15 protein-coding genes are annotated in these 18,831 nt (G+C 64.4%); 5 read left to right on the plus strand and 10 right to left on the minus strand.

Features of this window, described 5'->3' with window-relative positions:
• The first annotated feature begins 80 nt into the window (after window positions 1-80).
• A complete protein-coding gene (locus tag ASC76_RS25325; protein WP_157615561.1) occupies window positions 81-590 on the plus strand; it encodes a PD40 domain-containing protein in 510 nt (169 codons plus the stop codon).
• 64 nt (window positions 591-654) lie between these two features.
• On the opposite strand, the gene ASC76_RS11045 is transcribed toward ASC76_RS25325, so the two are convergent.
• Window positions 655-2,424, minus strand: a complete 1,770-nt coding sequence (locus tag ASC76_RS11045) for a winged helix-turn-helix domain-containing protein (protein WP_056465424.1) — start codon at window positions 2,422-2,424, stop codon at window positions 655-657.
• A gap of 171 nt (window positions 2,425-2,595) precedes the next feature.
• Between ASC76_RS11045 and ASC76_RS25330 the strand changes: the two genes are divergently transcribed.
• Together ASC76_RS25330 and ASC76_RS11055 are read left to right on the plus strand one after the other, a co-directional pair.
• Entirely contained in the window at window positions 2,596-3,324 is a 729-nt protein-coding gene (locus tag ASC76_RS25330; protein ID WP_162247114.1) for a hypothetical protein, read from the plus strand.
• Window positions 3,325-3,609: 285 nt separating this feature from the next.
• Window positions 3,610-4,284, plus strand: coding sequence for a PEP-CTERM sorting domain-containing protein (locus ASC76_RS11055; RefSeq protein WP_056465428.1), 675 nt, complete (start codon window positions 3,610-3,612; stop codon window positions 4,282-4,284).
• A gap of 458 nt (window positions 4,285-4,742) precedes the next feature.
• Here the strand turns inward: ASC76_RS11055 and ASC76_RS11060 are convergent, their stop codons facing one another.
• Window positions 4,743-8,081 (minus strand): AAA family ATPase, encoded by a 3,339-nt coding sequence (locus ASC76_RS11060; RefSeq protein WP_082549047.1) that lies wholly within the window; start codon window positions 8,079-8,081, stop codon window positions 4,743-4,745.
• A gap of 808 nt (window positions 8,082-8,889) precedes the next feature.
• Window positions 8,890-10,800, minus strand: a complete 1,911-nt coding sequence (locus tag ASC76_RS11065) for a winged helix-turn-helix domain-containing protein (RefSeq protein ID WP_056465432.1) — start codon at window positions 10,798-10,800, stop codon at window positions 8,890-8,892.
• A gap of 115 nt (window positions 10,801-10,915) precedes the next feature.
• On the opposite strand from ASC76_RS11065, the gene ASC76_RS11070 reads away from it, so the two are divergent.
• Both ASC76_RS11070 and ASC76_RS11075 read left to right on the plus strand, forming a co-directional pair.
• A complete protein-coding gene (locus ASC76_RS11070) occupies window positions 10,916-11,698 on the plus strand; it encodes a sterol desaturase family protein (RefSeq protein ID WP_056465434.1) in 783 nt (260 codons plus the stop codon).
• 20 nt (window positions 11,699-11,718) lie between these two features.
• Entirely contained in the window at window positions 11,719-12,885 is a 1,167-nt protein-coding gene (locus ASC76_RS11075; protein ID WP_056465436.1) for a ScyD/ScyE family protein, read from the plus strand.
• 349 nt (window positions 12,886-13,234) lie between these two features.
• On the opposite strand, the gene ASC76_RS11080 is transcribed toward ASC76_RS11075, so the two are convergent.
• The 7 genes from ASC76_RS11080 to ASC76_RS11110 all read right to left on the minus strand — a co-directional run bounded on the left by ASC76_RS11080 (window position 13,235) and on the right by ASC76_RS11110 (window position 18,810).
• Complete coding sequence (locus tag ASC76_RS11080; protein WP_056465438.1) at window positions 13,235-13,531, minus strand: hypothetical protein; 297 nt, start codon at window positions 13,529-13,531, stop codon at window positions 13,235-13,237.
• Between the two features lie 289 nt (window positions 13,532-13,820).
• Window positions 13,821-14,963, minus strand: a complete 1,143-nt coding sequence (locus ASC76_RS11085; RefSeq protein WP_056465440.1) for a CaiB/BaiF CoA-transferase family protein — start codon at window positions 14,961-14,963, stop codon at window positions 13,821-13,823.
• Window positions 14,960-16,126 carry an extracellular solute-binding protein gene (locus tag ASC76_RS11090; protein WP_056465441.1) on the minus strand — a complete coding sequence of 389 codons (1,167 nt, stop codon included), beginning with the start codon at window positions 16,124-16,126 and terminating at the stop codon, window positions 14,960-14,962. Before ASC76_RS11090 ends, ASC76_RS11085 begins: the two co-directional genes overlap by 4 nt.
• Complete coding sequence (locus tag ASC76_RS11095) at window positions 16,123-16,578, minus strand: MaoC/PaaZ C-terminal domain-containing protein (RefSeq protein ID WP_056465443.1); 456 nt, start codon at window positions 16,576-16,578, stop codon at window positions 16,123-16,125. The genes ASC76_RS11090 and ASC76_RS11095 overlap by 4 nt, the downstream gene beginning before the upstream one ends.
• A gap of 10 nt (window positions 16,579-16,588) precedes the next feature.
• Window positions 16,589-17,398: a transporter substrate-binding domain-containing protein gene (locus tag ASC76_RS11100; RefSeq protein ID WP_056465446.1), complete on the minus strand. Its 810-nt coding sequence runs from the start codon at window positions 17,396-17,398 to the stop codon at window positions 16,589-16,591.
• Window positions 17,399-17,447: 49 nt separating this feature from the next.
• Window positions 17,448-18,176: an amino acid ABC transporter ATP-binding protein gene (locus ASC76_RS11105; protein ID WP_056465449.1), complete on the minus strand. Its 729-nt coding sequence runs from the start codon at window positions 18,174-18,176 to the stop codon at window positions 17,448-17,450.
• Window positions 18,160-18,810 carry an amino acid ABC transporter permease gene (locus ASC76_RS11110; RefSeq protein WP_056467294.1) on the minus strand — a complete coding sequence of 217 codons (651 nt, stop codon included), beginning with the start codon at window positions 18,808-18,810 and terminating at the stop codon, window positions 18,160-18,162. Before ASC76_RS11110 ends, ASC76_RS11105 begins: the two co-directional genes overlap by 17 nt.
• Window positions 18,811-18,831 lie beyond the last annotated feature (21 nt).

Consider the following 18,831-nt stretch of genomic DNA (forward strand, 5'->3'; position numbering starts at 1 on the left):
AGCGATTGCCATCCCGGTGACACGCCTCCCACGGCACCGCCGGGAGTTCCTGCGCCGGGCTGCGCACTCAGGAAGACCCGGTGCGTGGTTCGTTGCCGCCCCTCAACCTGGGGTGCTATCCGGCCGGGCCGAATACCGCCGGGGCCGAATACAGCCCGTCGCTCGTGCATACCTCTGACGGCCGATTCCTTTACTTTTCCAGCAACGGCTATCCGGGCAGCCAAGGTCAGGACATCTATGTCAGCAAGGTCCTGGAAGATGGCACTGTGTTGGCGGGAACCCGGGTGACAGAATTGAGCGGCCCATCCGATGACCGCATGCCCAGCGTCCGTCAGGACGGTCTCGAGATCGTGTTCAGTTCGAACCGTGCCGGAAACTCCCCGTTCGACCAAGACATCTATGTTTCGACCCGGTCGAGCACCAGCGCGCCCTGGTCGACGCCGCAGCGCATCGACAACCCATCGATCAACACGCCCGGTTCCGAGACTCGCGCGTCCCTGTCTGGTGACGGCAAGCGGCTTTACTTCGGTCGCAAGCTCACGCCTGAAGATCCGGGCGACGTCTTCGTCAGCTTGCGTACCGGCAAATAGGCCCTCGGTAGTGAGCTTCGTTCCCGTGCATGGCCTGGCGGAAGGTGCATCTGAACGCAGGAAACTACTTCCTATTGGGGTCGATCGTGGCCGCAACTTTTTGCCCTGCGCCGTTACCTTCGGGCAGGCCGGAAAGGCGCAGGCCATCGAAGTAGTGCGCATGCCCCTTCCGAAACTCGGAGTTCGCGGAGGAGCGGGCAGAACGGATGAGTGCAATGGTCGTTTCGGGTCTATCCCGCAACAGCTCTGCGACAAGTCGGTGTGACTCGTCAATGCGTCCGGTGAGTGCGGCAGCTGAAATTAGCCCGTACCGCGCGCCGGGCAGCGACGGCGCAGCGATGACAGCCTGCCGCATTTCCCGGTACGCCTCTTCATCTTTCCCCTGCGCCATCAGCGAGAAGGCGAGGATGGAGTGGGCCTTGCCAACAATCGTCGCGTCAAGTCGGCCGAGTCGCATCACATTGGCGATGTACGGTTTGAGCTCTTCGAAGCGAGCCATGAAGTACAGCAATGAAGCCATGTTCAGTTGCGCCTTAGCGCTACTGGGGTTGACTGCGAGTGCCTTTCTGAAAACGACATAGGCGGCATCGAAATCGGAGTCGAACGAGTAGGCGTTGCCCAGTGCATCCAGCGCGAGGGTGTGATCCGGGTCAAGACTGAGGGCGCGTTGCGCAAGCTCCTTGGCCAGCGCAAGTGAGCGCGCACGGTCAGGGCTCCAGCGATAAAGAACCTCGCTGACGTGCGTCATCGAAAGCATGCTCAACGCGTGCAGCGACTGCGGGTCTGCTACCAGCGCTGCCTCGAAGTCGCGCCGTGCCTCAAGCAACTCGGAATGCGATTTGACATGACGCATCAAGTGGTCGCCGTGCATCCACAGATCCATTGCCTCGCCGCTGCGAACTCGCAGGCTCGGATCGATCGCGCTCCGAGCGAGCTTGATCTCGAGTGACGCGGCGACACGTTCGGCGATGTCGTGCACCCAGTGCGCATCGCCCTTGACCACTTCAAAGCGCTCGCTCCATACAAGCGCGCCGGTGTCGGTGCGCGCCATTCGTACCGTTATGGCGGTCCGCTCGGCATCGCGCTGCACCGACCCGGTCAGGACGTGACGAACGCCGTATTCGCGGCCAGCATTCCTGGCACTGACCGTCGCCTCATCGGGCCGGTTGCCGGAAGCGCCAACGATCACCAACGCATCGGGTAGGCGGCCGAGGGTGTCGACGATCTCCTGGGTCACGCCATCAGCGAAATACGACGCTTTAGGTGAACTCATGTCCACAAACGGCATGACCACCATCGAGCGCCATGCGACCAGCGTTGCATCGATACGCTGTGGTCTCGCAGAATCGAGCGAACTGCCACCGATGATGAATAGAGCAAACGCGAGAGCGATGGCCGTAACCGTCGCCGCCAGCAACCCGGCGCGAGGTTGAGGTTGTTGGGACGACACTGAAACGCCCGCATTACCGGCCGACGGTGTTGTCTGCGGAGGTGCCACTTCGCCAGTCACCACCGTGTCAAAGAGATAGCCGCGCTTCGGCAGCGTTCTGATCAAGACGGGACCCCGCTCGCCGAGTGCCGCGCGCAATTCACCAGCGCACTGGCTCAAGGAGTCGTCGGTAACGACGACTCCCGGCCATACCTGCGCCAGCAACTCCGCCTTCGAAATGACACGACCAGCGTTACACGCCAAATAAAGCAGGAGCGCGAATACCTTCGGTCGGAGGGGGACAACCTTGCCGTCACGCGTGAAGTCGGCACGCGCAACGTCGAGCCTGAACCCCTCGAACAGGAGGATGTCGGGGTGCGGTCCGCGGAGATCGGTCGCCAGCACTTGGTTCTTCCTTCCGCGGCGCCTGATCTCGGCGCGCTATCGGCGAACTTTCGGCACGCTTTCGGTGGCCGATTCCGCCGGTCCGTCTAGGGTAGCAGCGCGGCCTTCCGAAGCCAAGAGTTCGGTCCACTCCCTCCCTCGGACGGTAGCTTCGGCTTGTTCAATCTGGCAATGCCGGCCAGCCAGCAATGGGTCGGCAAGTTCCCTTGCTTCTTCACGGAGATTCGCATGCACGCAACGAGAATTTCGCAACTGTACGCACGCCCTGCCTTGTTGGCCGGATTGATCTGTCTGGGCTCGGTCATGTCAAGTCAAGCAATGGCAGGGTGCAGCTGGCTTGACCGGACGAGTTCGCCTACGCCCGCAAGCCAGGAACACAGTCCACCCAGGTTTATTCCGGCCGTCTACCGTCCAGGCGCGGAAGGCTTCGTCAGGGTCTCAGACGACCACCAGCACGGCGCTGGCATCGTTGGCCTGTGGAGAGTCACCTTCGTCTCGGATGGAACGGCCTATCCCCATCCCGTTCCATTCGGCGCCGTAGTGGATTTCGGAACTCAACAATGGCACAGCGACGGTACCGAGCTTCTGGTCTCCGGCGGCCGCGCTCCCAGCACCGGTGATGTCTGCATGGGTGTGTGGGAGCATGTCAGCGGCCGTACTTACAAGCTCAAGCACATTGCGTTGGCGTACGCCAGCTCCGATACGCCTGCCTCGCAAGGTGGCCCGGTTGCCCCGGCGGCCTATGTGGGGCCCGGGATCATTCGTGAGACGGTGACGCTGAGCGCTTCAGGATCGACTTTCGAGGGGACTTTCACGATCGATCAATATGCGCGGGATGAGGTGACGCTCTTGCAGCACATCGCCGGGAAAATCGTCGGCATGCGCTTCACCGTGGACTGACGGAACGAAGATTACGCCGCATACAGCCCATGCGCGACATCAACTCCTTTTGGGGCAGTCTTGAGAAAAAAAGAAAGGGTGACCGCGAAGGTGGTTTCGAATCGGACGAGACAAAGCTCTAGGAACATTTGACTGGGCGTCCCTGGCCGGCGAGAGCTTAGATGCAATCTAGGGGGAGCCGGCGTCGGCCCAGTTGACCCAAAATCACAATCCGATGCCCCGAATTGCGCGGCACCCGGTGTCGACTGTTCGGGTTCTAGTCAACCCACAGGAGTTCCTTACACCATGAAGAAGACTCTCGCCCTGTTGGCCACGCTTTGCTTGACCACGTCGTACCCGCTGCAATCTGCTGCGCAATCTTTCAGCTTCACATTCTCGGGTTCGGGCGTCAGTGGCGCCGTTACGCTGACCTACGGTGCTGCAACTGATGCGAAGTACCCGCAGGCCTTCGAGGTCACGGGAATCAGCGGAACGTTCTCAGATTCGAATAACGGGCTCAACATCGTTAATGCCGCTATTGGGCCGCTGGTGCCCATCACGCATGACACTCCTGAGGCAGACAACCTGCTGGCGCCGAACGACTTCAGCCGGTTTTCCGTGGCTGCCGGGCTTCCGCCGCCTCATACCGGCACGCTGAGCTACGACAACCTGTTCTATCCAGCCGGCTCGCCGCCGACCGCTTCCGACTACCCGGTTCACGGCGGCTTTCTCGACATCTATGGTTTGATGTTCAGCATCGGAAACGGCCAAGTGGTCAACTTGTGGAGCAACGGCGACTTCAGCGGCACAGGTGCCGGGCCGATTGATTACGGTGTCGCCGTTGCCACTGCCGCCATCTCGCTCGACTACGTGGGGGGCGGCGTCGCAGTCGCAGCGGTGCCCGAGCCCTCTACCTATGCGCTGATGCTCCTGGGCGTGGCCGCCTTCGGCGCGGTGGCCCGCCGCCGGCAAGGGACTTAGCCCAGTCTGCACTTCCGGGGCGCTGCCTGCGTAGTGCGACTTAGATGCAATGCGCAGCTGGCGGTTGAGGCTGCACGATCGAGTCACCGTCAAGGGTTCTCGGGAGGCTTACGCGGGCTCGCCAACTGCCGGGGCGCGGCATTAACAAGCGGCTTCGGAGAGTAACTGGACACAGCCGCTGAAGCTCGCGCAGTCAATGGGAACTGAGGGAGCGCGCCTATCCGATTTAACAATGGTTGGCGGCCCCCGGCACCATCCAAAGCAGCCTGACGCGAACGGCTGCTTCTGGCCGGCACCGGCGGTACGAGAAAACGCCAGTAGGCCGACATTCGGATCCATAGCCGCGCCGACCAAAGTCAGCTTGCGGCGACTCCGACGTAGACCCGGTGCCGGCCACTTCCTGCCACTGGCCACGGACTGCTTTCAGGCACCTCACGCAGCGATCTTGGCGAGCGAGCTCAGCTCATGCCATCCAGCAGCTGTTTGCCTTCGACGAGGTCAGGCGACGAAAACCCTTGCGTGAACGCTGCATAGTTGCCGCGCAGCATCGCGCGGGCTTCGTCGTCGCGTCCGACCCCTGCATACAAACGCGCCAGCGCCATCGTGGCGCGCCACTCGAGGGCTAGCGCCCCCTGTTGCCTGGCGTGCGTCGCAGCTGCTTCGACGCGCAAGATCGCCTGCCGCGTGTCGATCTGTCCGGTGAGAAGCTGCACTTCCGCGTGCAGACGTTCTATCTCCGGGAGCAGCACCCTGGCATGAGACTTTTCGGCATGGGCCAGCCCTTCCGTCAGGAGTTCGAGCGCACGACCGAGGTTGCCGCATTGCATGTGGGCCGTCACGGCTGTCACGAGTGTGAATCCGAGCCAGCTCCCATTGCCGTTCCGGCGTTGTTCGACGAGCCCCTCGCCGATCAACTTGAGTCCGAACTCGGTCTCGCCCGCAAGGGCCCGGCAGGCGCCGCAAGCCACCATTGCCACACCCCGCCACACCGGGAAGCTGTGCCGGTCTGCCAGCTGCAGCAAGGTCTCGGCACGCTCCCGCGCCCGCGCGTAGTCGCGTGTTCCGCAGGCAGCCAGGGTCGCCCACATGCATGCAATGGACTGGCTGAACGGGTGCTCGATCTCCTCGGCGATAGCAACGGCCCTGTCCGCAAGCTGCAAGGCCTCGTCGGCATAGCCCGTCAACCACGCCGCATTGGCACCGGTGCCGCAGGCGCAGATTCCAGGGTCGTGGCCACCGTAGATGTGGCGATGATGCTGGTGCCGCTCGCGGTCGTAAAGCCGAATGCCGACCAATGTATCGGTCCGGCTGGCGCGCGCGTCACCCATCATGTAGGAGTTGGTCCAGCGCGCGTGATGCGCCTGGAGCACAAATTCCTCGTTGCCCAACCGCCGAGCCAGCGCCACCAAGTCGTCGGTGCGCCGGGCCGCCTCGAGCATGCGGGAGGTGCCGTTCTTCGTGATCCAGTCGCCCCACAAGGCCATGAAGCCCTCTGGACTATCGCCTAAGGTCTCCGCGATGCCGCTCGCACGCGCATAGTTGTCTACCGTTTCGGGCGCGAAGGACTTCGTTGCAAAGAACGCCGGGCCAATCGTTACGCGCAACACGAGTTCCGTCTTTGTGCGCTCCGGCGATTCGGGCAGCAGGGCCAGTTGTTCCAGCGCTGCACCCAGGTGCCCGATGGCTTCGCTGTAGCCAGAGCGCAGTATGGCCACGTCACCCGCGCGCTGCCAGTAATCAATGGCTTGCGCCGGCATCAGCGCACGGCTGTAGTGGTGCGCTACCAGTTCCGGATGTGCTTGCGCTAACTCGTCAAATGTTTGCACGTAGGCATTGGCCGCAAGCCGGTGATATTGCGAGCGCGTGCTCTTCAGCAGCGTGTCGTATGCCGATTCCTGAATCAGCGCATGCTTGAAGACGTAGTGCGAGCGCGGCGGAACGCCGCGCTGATGGATGATCTCTGCGCGATTCAGCGCCGCCAGTCTTTCCTCCAGGTCGGCATGTGGCAGACCGCAGATCGCGTGCAGCACGGCATAGTCGAACTCTCGCCCCAGCACCGACGCTACCTGCGCCACCATCTTTGCGTCGCCAAGACGGTCCAGCCGGGCGGTGAGCGAATCGCGCAGAGTGGCCGGCACCTCCAACGCGGCGGCAGTGGCGTCAGTTCGCAGCGCCGGCACCTCTCGCTCGGCGATGACCTGAGCTTCGATCATTGCCTTGGTCAGCTCTTCGACGAACAGCGGCACGCCGTCCGTGCGCCGTGCCACTGCCTCAACGATGTGCAGCGGCAACTCTTTGCCGCCGTTGATGCCCAGGGCCACCTGCGTGCTTTGTTCGGGCGTTAGGCGCGAGAGCGGCAGAGTGGAGACCTGGCCGTGAAGCGCCCACGCCGGAACAAACTCGGGCCTGAAAGTCAGCACCACCATGATCGGCATCTGCGCGATACGCTCGAGCAGCGTGCCGAGCAGGTCGCGGGTCGAGGCATCGACCCAGTGCAGGTCTTCGACCAGCATCACCAGCGGCGTCTGCTGAGCGTCGGCGCCGAGCCAGGCGATCAGCGCGTCCAGTGTGCGGCGCTTGCGCTGGTCGGGCGCGAGCCCGTGCAATGATTCCTCGTTCGCACCTGCGACGCCCAACAGCGACGCGAGCAGTGCGAAGGTCGTCTCGTCGCCAAGACCCGCCACTTCGAGCGCGCGCGAAAGCGCCCCGGAACGCTCGGCAGGTGAATCGCCGCTGTCGCGTAGCACGCCACGCTCGATCAGGTCGATCATCGGATGCAGCGCGCTGTTCTGGAAGAAGGGCGAGCAGAAAACGTTTCTCCAGGCCGGCCCGTCGGCGCCCGCGCTTTCGCGAAATGCCGCCAGCAGACACGACTTGCCGATCCCGCCTTCGCCGGAAATCAAGACGGCCTGCCCATGTCCACTGCGCGCCAGCGTCCAGCGTTCCTGCAGATGCAGAAGTTCCTTCTCGCGCCCAACCAGCGTCGCGGTAGGCCGTCTCGCCTCCGGGCCTGAGGCCGCAAAGGCGGCGTCGATGGCGAAGAGATTAAGTTCCCTGGCCACACCCTTGAGCGGCCGCGCACCCATCGACCGCGTCGGAAACCGGGGGCCGAGCAGACGCGCTGTGGCTGCACTGATGCACACCGAATCGGCCGCCGCTTCACCTTGGATACGTGCAGCGATGTTCGGTGTCTCACCAATCGCATGCACTTCTCGCACGTTGCCGGCGCCCATTTCGCCGACCACCACCAGGCCAGTGTGGATGCCGACACGCACGGCGATCGCCTCCTCCCCGCGTTGTCGCAGGTCCAAGGCCAGGCGTTGCGTACCCTCGACAATAGCCAGTCCAGCCAGCACTGCACGTTCGGCGTCGTCGTCGTGCGCCGCCGGGTAACCGAAGTAGGCCAACACGCCATCGCCTGCATATTGGTGAATGTGGCCTCCGTAACGCTCGGTGCATTCCACGCAAACGTGCTGATAGGCGCGCAGCAGTGCACGCAAAGCCTCGGGGTCGAGGTGTCCGGACAGCACGGTCGCGCCGACGACGTCAGCGAACATCACAGTAAGCTGCCGGCGCTCGCCGTCGCCAAGAATCGGTGGCGATTCTTCGGCGGGCGTCGCGACAAGGGCCGGCGCGCTCGGATTGGCCCGAAACGTAGATCCGCAGGTGCCGCAAAAGCGCGCCACGGCGCTCGCTGTGGCGCCGCAGCCTGGGCACTTCTTTTCCAGTGCGGTACCGCAGGCCTCGCAGAAGCGTAGTCCGTCGCGCGTCGCACAACCGCAGCTTCCGCATTTCATGGTGCACACACCTCTGGGACCGGCATGGCCCGGCCTACTCGTCTTGGCCCGCCCCAGGTGATCGACCGACCCAGGCTCATTGGAGCATGAGCATGAGTCTGTGACCTGTGCTGGGAGAGAACGACTTCCTAAGCTGCGCTGCAGCCGGCAACATCAGGGTAAGCGATTCTGACTGGATTGAATGATGAACCTGTCGCGCATCCCTTCGAATGGCCGATGTCGGGCCAGCAATCTGGACTGTCGTCCGGCTCCGGGTGCAACGGGGGAGTGCTTCAGGCTAGTTCGATGCCAAGGTCAGCTTTGCGGCAGCGAGTGGGCGGAGGGTTGGTCACCACCGATCCAGATCCGAATTTCGCGGCGTCAGATGAAAAGCAGGGAAACTGTCGCTCGGCATCCGAGCCGATAGAGTCACAGACTCGCTCATTCCTCCAGGAATGTCCAAGTGTCCGCGCCGTCGAATTTGCGAACGCGTACGGAAGCGATGAGCTCCGGATCGAAGTTTCCTAGACCGACGCCGTGTTTGGCGCCGGGCACCACCTCGACAGGCTCCCAGTGAGTAACGCAGCCGCAATGTCTGCAGCGGATCGTGCGCAAGGTTCTGTCGCCCTGGACATAGGCCTCGGTCGAGTTGGGATGGCCTTCGCGCCAAGTGGCTGAAGCTGGACGAGAGCGGGTGCTGTCGTAGTCGAAATCGATGCGACCCTCCTGAAGGACAAGATCAAGAGCTGGCCGGCCGGTTTGGAGCGAGCAATTCGGCGGGCCGGCCCTCTCAGGTCGGCCACGAGCTCGCGATCGTGTACGCCGACAGTCAGCGCTTGTAGGAAGCCAGCGAAGTGTCATCCAATCCCACGCGTCGAAGGAGCACCGCGAAGCGAGGGTCGGACCGAATCGGCGCCCAGCGCGGGTCGTTGCGGAGGAAGATGAGGCAGTTGGAGCGCTTCTCGACCGCCTCGCCCAGAAGCGCGATGGCGCGCTCCTTCTCGGAAATACTCAAATAAGCAGCAGCCGATTCATAGGGGCATGCGAAGGAGCCGGTGCGTTCTGCCCTTTCCATCAGTGGCAACACCTTGTGCTTCAATCCCCCATAGCCATAGGCTTGAGCCAACATGATCATTGCAACAGCGGAACCGTCGAGTTCCGCTCCTCGCTCCGCGAGTTTGATCGCACGTTCATGGTCACCGACAATCGAAGCCCCGACGCCGGCGCCGGAGAAGACCAACCCGATGTCTGGGTGCTGCCGCATCTTCTGTTCGGACCAAGTGCGCGCCGCGTCGGGCTCGCCCACCATGAACAGCGCCCAGTTTCCCCAATCCGCCATTTCCGCGTTCAGCGGGTCCAGGCGATTGGCCGTCTGCAGCGCACGCTTCACCTTATCTGCATCGCCCAAGCCCGCGTAATAGAGCGCGAAGCCCAACTCGGTCTGGGCCAGCGTGGGGTCGCGCCGCTTCGCGGTGTTCAAGGCAATCCAAGCATCCTTCCACCGCCAGGCCATGACGTAGGTCAGCCCCAGTGATGACCAAGCTTCGGCGGAATCGGGACGCAACTCGCGCGCCTCGGCTATGGAGTCGATCACGGTCTGCAGCAGATTAATCGGGGGCTCGTAGTAGGCGAACAGCTGACGATAGGCGTCGCTGCGGGCGATGTAGGCGTCGAAGAACTTCGGGTCCAGCACGATCGCCTGCTTGAACAGCGAGATGGCTTTCGGAAGCGACTCGCGGCTGAGCAGGTCCAACTGGTGTCGCCCTTCCACATACAGCTCGTAGGCCTTGAGATTGGCTGTCGGCAGTTGGCCAAGGGCCCGGAGTTCGTCGTCGAGTACGACCACCTTCAGCGACTGTGATACTGCGGCGGCGATGCCCGACTGGATGGCAAAAAGGTTCGTGTCGTCGATTCGACCGGTGTAATCCCGGTCCCAGACGACGCCACCTTTCTGCAGATCCTCCAGTTCCACGGTGATGCGCAGCGTCTTGTCCTCGGCAATGTTGACCACGCCGTCCAGAACGTAGCGAACGTCGGGCAGCTGCGCGCGGATGTAGTCGCGCGACTTCTTGCCCTTGAATGTGAATGCCGACGTCACCGGCACGACGCGCAACCCGGAGACCTGGCGCAGGTTGCGGATCACCTCGCGGGTGGTCTGGTCAGCGGAAGGCTGCCAGGTCTCGGCGGCGCTGCCGGAGACATTGAAGGGCACGACCAGAACGTAAGGCTGGCCAGCAGCCGCTGTCTTGCCGGCCGGGGCGGCCAAGAAGTACCACGCCGTCGCTGCGCTGGACAGCAGCAGGACGGCCAAGATGACCAGGTGAACGCGCCAACGGTGGTGGGCCGCGGGCGGGTTGGCTGCCACCGGCTCCGACCGGTCAGGCATCGGATCCGGCGCAGGAATCGGCTCGGGACCGGCGACGGCATCCGGGATTTCCCGCACGGGCCCGACGAACTGATAGCCCCGCCCGCGCACGGTCTGGATGGTCTGCTGCAGATCGCCGTTATCGCCCAGAACCTTGCGAGCGCTCTTGACGTGGTTGCTGAGGGTGGCGTCTGAGACCTCACGACCCTCCCAGACGTTCTTGAACAGCTCCTCCCGGGTTAAGACCCGGTCGCGATGCCGGATCAAGTGCACCAGCAAGTCGAAGACCTTGGGCTCGACTGGTATCACGGTATCCCCGGCACCGATTCGGAACGTGGCAGTGTCAATCGTGAACTGGCCGACTTGGTACTTCATGGAAGCCCCACGGAATCCGTTATCGAAAGATTACGCATCGATTATCGAAGCCTCATGCATCGAGCGCGTACCCCCTGCATCGTTGGCACAGCCCACCACCACGAGGAGGAACCTCATGCCGACCCCACTGGACATCCTGCTGGACCCCGTTTCGCTCACGGTCCTTGCGCTTTATGGCGCACTGATTGTTCTCGAAGCCCTTTTCCCCGCTGGCCCGCTCCCTCGGGTGCCGGGCTGGCGGACGCGTGCGTTGCTCGTCTTCGCCTTCTATTTCTTCCTCTCGTCCTATCTGCCGCTGCTGTGGAACGCGACGCTGTCGAAGTATCAGCTCTTCAACCTGGAATCGGTCCACCCGGCTTGGGGCTGCGCCATCGCAGTGCTCTTCTATGAGTTCCTGGTTTATTGGTGGCACCGCGCCATGCACAGCGCAAACTGGCTGTGGCGCAGCTTTCATCAGATGCACCACAGCGCTGAGCGCGTGGACAGCTTCGGGGCCTTCTATTTCAGCCCGCTGGACATCGTCGGCTGGACCCTCCTCAGCAGCCTTACCTTGACCATTGGCGTGGGTCTAGGCGCTCAGGCCGTCAGTTGGTTCATGTACGCGACAACCCTGCTGGCGGTATTCCAGCACACCAACGTCCGCACACCGCAGTGGCTGGGCTACATCGTGCAGCGCCCGGAGAGTCACCGCCTGCACCATGCCCGCGGCGTCCACCGCCACAACTACTCCGACCTCCCACTGTGGGACATGGTTTTCGGTACGTTCCGCAACCCAAAGGAGTTCGCGACCGAAACCGGCTTCCATCCGGGCGCTTCGGCCCGCATCCCACACATGTTGCTGTTCCGGGACGTGGCCGGAACGGACTACGACGTTGCCGCGCCGGCATCGATCCGCTAAACCCACCAGGAGTTACCCACATGATCCGCAAACTCATCATATGCGCCTTCCCCGGAGTCGCTGCCGTCCTGCTCGTCACCGCCTGCGGCGGCGGTGGCGACGATGGCCGCGCATCGACCGCCGGCACCCGCCCGACTGCGCTGAGCGTTGCGCGCAGCCCCGGCAGCAAGCCCCAGGGCTCCGTTGTCGTCACGAATTACGCGACCGGCCTGACCAGCCCTCGCGGTCTGGCCTTCGGTCCGGACGGCGATCTCTATGTAGCAGAAGCCGGTACGGGCGGAACGATGGCCCCGCTGGGCACGGCCGACTGCCCAACCAACATCAACATCTATAGCCCTTACACGGCCGGCTACACCGGCCGCGTGTTGCGATTGAGGCCTGACGGCAGCAAGCAGACGGTCGCCGACCGCCTGCCGAGCATGACCGACGCGTATGGGGGCAACTATGGCCCCACCGATCTGGCGTTTGTTAACACCACGCTGTACTTGTTGATCGAAATGGGCGGCTGTTCGCATGGCTTGCCCGGCAGCGATGCGGCGATCATTCGCATCAACGCGGACGGCTCGACCACCCAGGTCGCGAACCTGAGCGCCTGGCTCGCGGCCAACCCACCGCACTTCATCAAGGACACGAACCCGGCCACCACAGACCTCGAGCCCGGCGGCGTGTTCCACTCGATGATCAGCTACCAGAACGAACTGTACGTGGTCGAAACGAACCGCGGCATGTTGGTGAAGGTCAACCCGGCGACCGGCGCCATCGGGCTGGCCCACGACATGTCGAGCGATAAAGCCGAACACAATCCGATCGTGATGACGCAGCACCGCGGCAGGTTCTATGTCGGTACCTTTGGTGAGGACGGCGGACCGTCGGAGCTGGCGGTGTTCAAGGCTGACTTCGCGGACTACACCTTGCCGTTCAAGTCGCGCAACCCGATCGTCGGACTGGCGTGGCACCGCGAGAGCCTGTACGCCGTGGAGATCTTCCCGCGCGACGAGGCGTGGACGACCGACAACGCGAATCTGGTGTCGTTCAATCCGGCAACGGGCGAGCGCAAGGAGCTTGCCGTGAAGTTCGCCAGCCTGCCCAACGGACTGGTGGTCGGGCCCGATGGGGCGCTCTACACATCCAACGTCACGCTCAGCGCCACGCCTGGGGATGGCAGCGTGCTGCGCATCGTCCCGTGAAGCCGACAGGGGCAGGATCGCCCTGAATCACCAAGTCCGACCCGCCCTGGGCGCAATCATGCGCCCTGCGCGATCGGACCGGGACCTACAGCTTGGCTGGATCAGCCGCTTCTTCAGCAATCGGACTTGATCGCCGATGTCGGCATTGGGCTGCCCTTCGTTATGGGAGTGGTGCTGGTGCTGGCCTGGCCGATCCTGCTATCGGGCCCGATCCTAAACCGCCATCGCGCCCTGCATCGCTGGGACGGAATGGGCGGGTTGCATCGGAGTAAACGCAGACGGCGCCAGCGGGCCCTTTGACCTGGCCATGCTCGTCTTGTTCTTCGTGCCGAACCTACTGGCGGCCGAGTTACTCATCCGCAGCCTGCACAGGCGGCTTGTCTTTCCGGTCGGCCTGAAAATGGCCGGCCGTCGCCGTGCTCGGCGGTGCGGCCCTGGTCTTCGCCGATGCGACCATCATGGCAAGCGCGACTGACACGGGGAAGTTCGGGTAGCAGCTCGTGCCGCTGCTGGATGTCACGGGCGAGCCGGCCTTTGCCTCAACATTGAATGACGGCTCTACGGCGACCAACTCGATCCTGTCAAAGTCCGTGATGGGTCGGCAACGCCAGGTCGGTAGATCGAACTGCTGACGTACCGCGTGCATCGGATGGCGATCGTGGCAGCAAGACCGTGAGCGTCCGCTTTGGAGAATTGCTGCGTTCGAGCGGCCGTCGCCCTATGGCGGCTGTACTTTGAAACCGGTCATCGGCATCGCGATTTCTTGATCGCTCGGATGACTGGAAGTGGCCGCGAGCTGGCCCTCGGCCTTGGGGCGCGAGTGACTGCAAGCAGTCGTCTTAGGCCGGCACTCGCCCGGCTTTCACAAGGTGTGACTTCCTAGAGCTAAAAGTCGCATCGCGGCGAAAGCTCTTCAAGCATGCCAAGTCTTTCTCTCAAATTCCAAACTCAGTTTCGATTGCTTCGTTGTGTTCGCCCACCCGAGGCGCGCCCCGCGAGGCCTTCAGGCGTTGTCCGTCGATGCGGATCGGGCAGCGGGTCGTGACCAGGCTGGAGCCGTTGTCGCGCGTGACGGTCTGCAGGAAGTCCAGCGCCTTGAATCCGTCGTGCGCGAGCAGTTCGCGCCAGTTCATCACCGGCGCGCACCAATAGTCGGCCGCCTCCAGGCGCGCCAGCCAGTGCGCATTGGTCTCGTGGCGCAGGTGCTCGACCAACACGGCCTTGATGTCGTCGCGGCGTTCGAACCACGACTTCGGATCGGTGAACTGGGCGAGCCCTGCGCAACCGAGCAACTCACCCAGCCGCGGAATGGCGCCCATCGCGAGCGCCAAGTGGCCATCAGCGGTGGCATAGATCCCATACGGCGCGGCCAAGTAGGCACTGGCATTGCGCACGGCACTGCGCTGGGGCAGCAGGCCGCCGTCGTTCAGGTGCGTCGTGAGAAATTCGAACTGCAGGTCCAGCACCGATTCCATCAGGCTCACATCGACGGTGGCGCCGCGGCCGGACGCCCCGCGCTGCACCAAAGCAGCGAGGATGCCCTGCACCAGGTGCGCGCCGGCCATCATGTCAGCGACCGACAGGCCCATCGGCACCGGGCCGTCGTCGGCGTCGCCGCTGAGCCAGGTCAGGCCGGAGCGCGATTGCGCGAGCAGGTCCTGCCCCGGCAGGTCGACCCACGGACCCTCGTCGCCATAGCCGGTGACGCTGGCGTAGACGAGGCGCGGGTTCAGCGCCCGCACCGCCGCGCTGTCGAGGCCGATCTTGGCCATCACGCCGGGGCGGAAGTTCTGGATCATCACATCAGCGCGGGCGATCAGCGCGCGCACCTTCGCCAGATGGGCCGGGTTCTTCAGGTCGGCCGCATAGCTGCGCTTGTTGCGGTTGATGGTGTGGAACAGCGTGCTGTCACCGTCCAGCTCGAGGTTGGTGATGTAGAGCTGGCGGCAGATGTCGCCGGTCTGCGGCCGCTCGATCTTCAGCACCGTGGCGCCGAGGTCGGCGAGCCGCATCGCTGCGGACGGGCCGGCGAGGAACTGGGCGAAGTCGAGGACGAGCAGGCCCTGCAGCGGCTTCATGACGCGGCCCCCTGCGTGGCCGCCCGGTGTGCGGCGCGGTGCAGCGCATCGAGCCGTTCGTAAGCAGCGCCTGCGCTCGTCTCGCCGCGCAGGTACGCGTGCACGGCGTGGCCCGCGGCGTCCTGGAACCCGATGTAGCCGGGGTAGCGCGGGCGCACCCAGGCGTCGTCCAGCGTCGGCAGCGTGGCGGCGAAGTAGCCCCCGGTCGTCCGGTTCGGTTCGTCGGCCAGCCAGGCCGCGCGGTGCCCGGGCTGGCCGCCGGCGTCGGCAAACAGTCCCTGCTGCACTGGCGCACTCATCACCCAGGCCAAATAGTCAGCGGCTTCGCGCGGATGCGCGCTGCGTGCCGAGATTGCCATGCCGGCGCCGCCGAGCGTCGAGCGCAGCTTGGCAATGCGGCGCACAAGTCCGCCGAAGCGCAACGCACGGCGGGCGTAACCGGGGCGGGCGTAGTTCGAGTAGCCGTACGCAAAGGGCAGATACGCGATCGCGTCCCCCTGCGTCATCGCCTCGTAGGTCTGGATCGGGTTGCGGGTCAGGCAGGCGGCATCGCAGGCGGAGACCAGTTCCTTCAACGCTTCGAGCGCGGCCAGGCCGGCCTCGCGCCGGCCGATCGTCTCGGGCCACGAGCCGGGCGCCTCGCCTTCGTCGAGCCAGAGCATGTACAGGTTCATCAGGCTGTCAATCGGGATTGCAGGCACCGCCACCGCACCGCGCCGCGCCAGCACGAGCAGCTCGCCCCAGGTTGTCGGCACGCCGACGCCGAGGCGCTGGAGCAGGTCTTCCCGCCAGCTCGCGACCGGCGTGGCGGCGTCGACCGGCAGCGCCCACTGGTGGCCGTCGACCTCGTAGCTCGCATGCGAGGCGCCGACGCTGGCCGCCGCGCTATCGGCAATCGCGTCCGCCGACACGAGACCTTCGAGCGGCCTGAAGATGCCGTGCGCCGCCGCCTCGCCGATCGAGGGGTGATCGATCACCAACAGGTCGAAGCGCTTCGCGAGGTCCTCGATTGACTCGTCGGCGAAGGCCTGCAGCGAGCGTTTCTCCCAGCGGATCTCGATGCCAGGGTTCAACTCGTGCCAACGCTGCGCGGTCGCCACCTTCGGGCAGAAGCCGCGGGTGTGGTTCCAGGTGATGCCCTTGAGGATGACCGGCGCGCTCATGCGGGCTTCGCTTTCGATTCGACCAGGTGCAGGTGGTCGCAGACCAGCACCGTCTCGTCGCGCTGGTTGACGATGTCGACATGCTCGGTCACCCGGCCAAAGCCGGGCCGCTTGGGATCGGGCCGCACGTCGGTGATGCTGACCCTGCTGCGGATCGTGTCGCCGATGTGCACCGGCTTGACGAAGCGCAGCTTGTCGTAGCCGTAGGAGAACGCGACCGGGTTGATCTCGGAGGCGGTCAGACCGATGCCGATCGCGAACACCATCGTGCCGTGCGCGATGCGCTGGCCCCCGGCCAGCGTCTTCGCGAACTCGGCGTCCACATGGTGCGGGAAGAAGTCGCCGGTGTGGCCGGCGTGCACGACGATATCGGTCTCGGTGATCGTGCGGCCGAAGGTCTCCCGTGCTTCGCCGAGCACGTAGTCTTCGAGGTGGCGCGTTCTGATGCTCATCGCGTCTGCCTCATTCCTTCGCGTTGAGCTGCTCGATCGGCAGCGGCCCGCCGAACCACTTCGTGTAAATCGCCGGGAGCTTGCCGTTCTTCATGTTGGTGTCTACCCAGACATCGAGCCGGTCGCGCAGTTTGGTGTCCTGCTGCCGCACGCCGGCTCCGACCTTGAAATACTTCAGCATGATCGCGGCGCGCAGCTTGATGCTCGGGTCCTTCTTGTTCAGCGCGTAGAGCACCGCCGGCGAGGTGACGAATGCGTCGATCTGGCCCGACAGGATCGCGGTGGTCGAGGCCGAGTCGTCCTCGAACCGCATGATGTTCGTGCCCTGCGGCGCCTGCTGCGTCAGCAGCTGCTCGTTGACGGTGCCCCGGGTGGCGCCGACCCGCTTGCCGACCAGGTCGGGCAGCGCGGCAATCTTCACGCGCGCGGGCACGCCGACCGCAGCTGGCGTCACCGAGTACGGCTTCGAGTACGCGATCACCTTCATGCGCTCGGGCGTGATGCCGAGAGAGGCCATCACGACGTCGGCCTTGTTCGTCTGCAGGAAGGGCACGCGGTTCGCGCCGGTCAGCGGCACGATCTCGAGTGCCACGCCGAGGTCGCTGGCGAGCAGCTTGGCGCAGTCCATCTCGGAGCCGTCCTGCTTCATGTTCTCGTCGACCAGGCCGTATGGCGGGATGCTGAAATCCACGCCGATGCGGATTTTCTTGTTCGCGAGGATGGCGTCGAGGTCGTCGGCGCGGGCGGCCGGCGCACCGACCAGCAGGGCAGCGGCGTCGACAAGCGTCAGCAAGTTGAAGGTTCGGCGGATCGGTTTCATCGGGAGTCTCCTGGTCGGTTCGGTGAGAAAGTGAGGCGGGGACGAAGGATCAAAGGCCGCTGCCGACGAACTGGCGCAGCTCGGCGGTTCGGGGCGCGTCGAGGATTTCGGCCGGGCCGGTCTCCCAGACGCGGCCCTGGTGCATAAAGACGATCAGGTCGGCCACCCGGCGCGCGAACGACATTTCGTGCGTGACGAGCAGCATCGTCATGCCGTCTCGGGCGAGGCCTTCCATCACGCGCAGCACCTCGCCTGTGAGTTCGGGATCGAGCGCGGAGGTGACCTCGTCGAACAGCATCACCTGCGGCGACATCGCCAGCGACCGCGCGATCGCGGCGCGCTGCTGCTGGCCACCGGAGAGCTGCTCGGGATACGCCGCGGCCTTCTCGGCCAGCCCGACCTGCGCGAGCACGCGCTGCGCGGTCTCGCGCGCTGTGGCGGTGGGCTGCTTCTTGACCCAGCGCGGCGCGAGCGTGATGTTCTCCTCGACCGTGAGGTGCGGGAATAGGTTGTAGCTCTGGAACACGATGCCCACATCGGCGCGCATCGCGCTCAGCGCCAGCGCCGGGTCGTGCACCGCATGGCCGCAAACGTCGATCTCGCCCTGGTCGATGGTCTCCAAGCGGTTGATGCAGCGCAACGCCGTGCTCTTGCCCGAGCCGCTGCGGCCGATGATCGCGACGACCTGGCCCTTGTCGACCGAGAACGAGACGCCGTTCAGCACCTTGACCGGGCCGAAGCTCTTGTGGACGTCGCGCAGTTCAACGATGGGCGACATTGAGCTTCCTTTCGAGTGCGCGGCTCCACCGCGAGAGCGGGTAGCACATGCAGAAGTAGATGGCCGCCACGATCACGTAGACGACGAAGGGCTGGAAGGTCGAGTTGTTGATGACCTTGCCGGTGTAGGTGAGCTCGGCGAAGCCGACGATCGACGCGATCGAGGTGTTCTTGACGATCTGCACCATGAAGCCGACGGTCGGCGGCGTCGCGATGCGCATCGCCTGCGGGATGATCACCAGCGCCAAGCTCTGGGCGCGGCTGAAGCCCAGGGTGTCGGCCGCCTCCCACTGCGTGCGCGGCACGGCCTCGATGCAGCCGCGCCAGATCTCGCCGAGGTAGGCGGCCGCGTAGACCGTGATCGACAGGCTCGCGGCGACGATCGCCGGCAGGTTGAAGCCCATCACCGACAGCCCGAAATAAGCGAGGAAAATCACGATCAGCAGCGGCGTGCCCTGGATGATCTGCACGTACAGGCCCGACAGCTGGCGCACCCAGCGCGCCCGCGCGGTGCGCATCAGCGCGACCGCCATGCCGGCGATGCCGCCGAACAGGAAGGCGAGCAGCGACAGCGCGATCGTCCACAGCGCGCCCTGCAGCAGGGAGGCCAGGTGCGGCCATGACAGCGTAGTGATGTGCACTTGCGTTCTCGCGTC

It is taken from the genome of Rhizobacter sp. Root404 (assembly GCF_001425865.1).
GTDB lineage: Bacteria > Pseudomonadota > Gammaproteobacteria > Burkholderiales > Burkholderiaceae_C > LMDS01.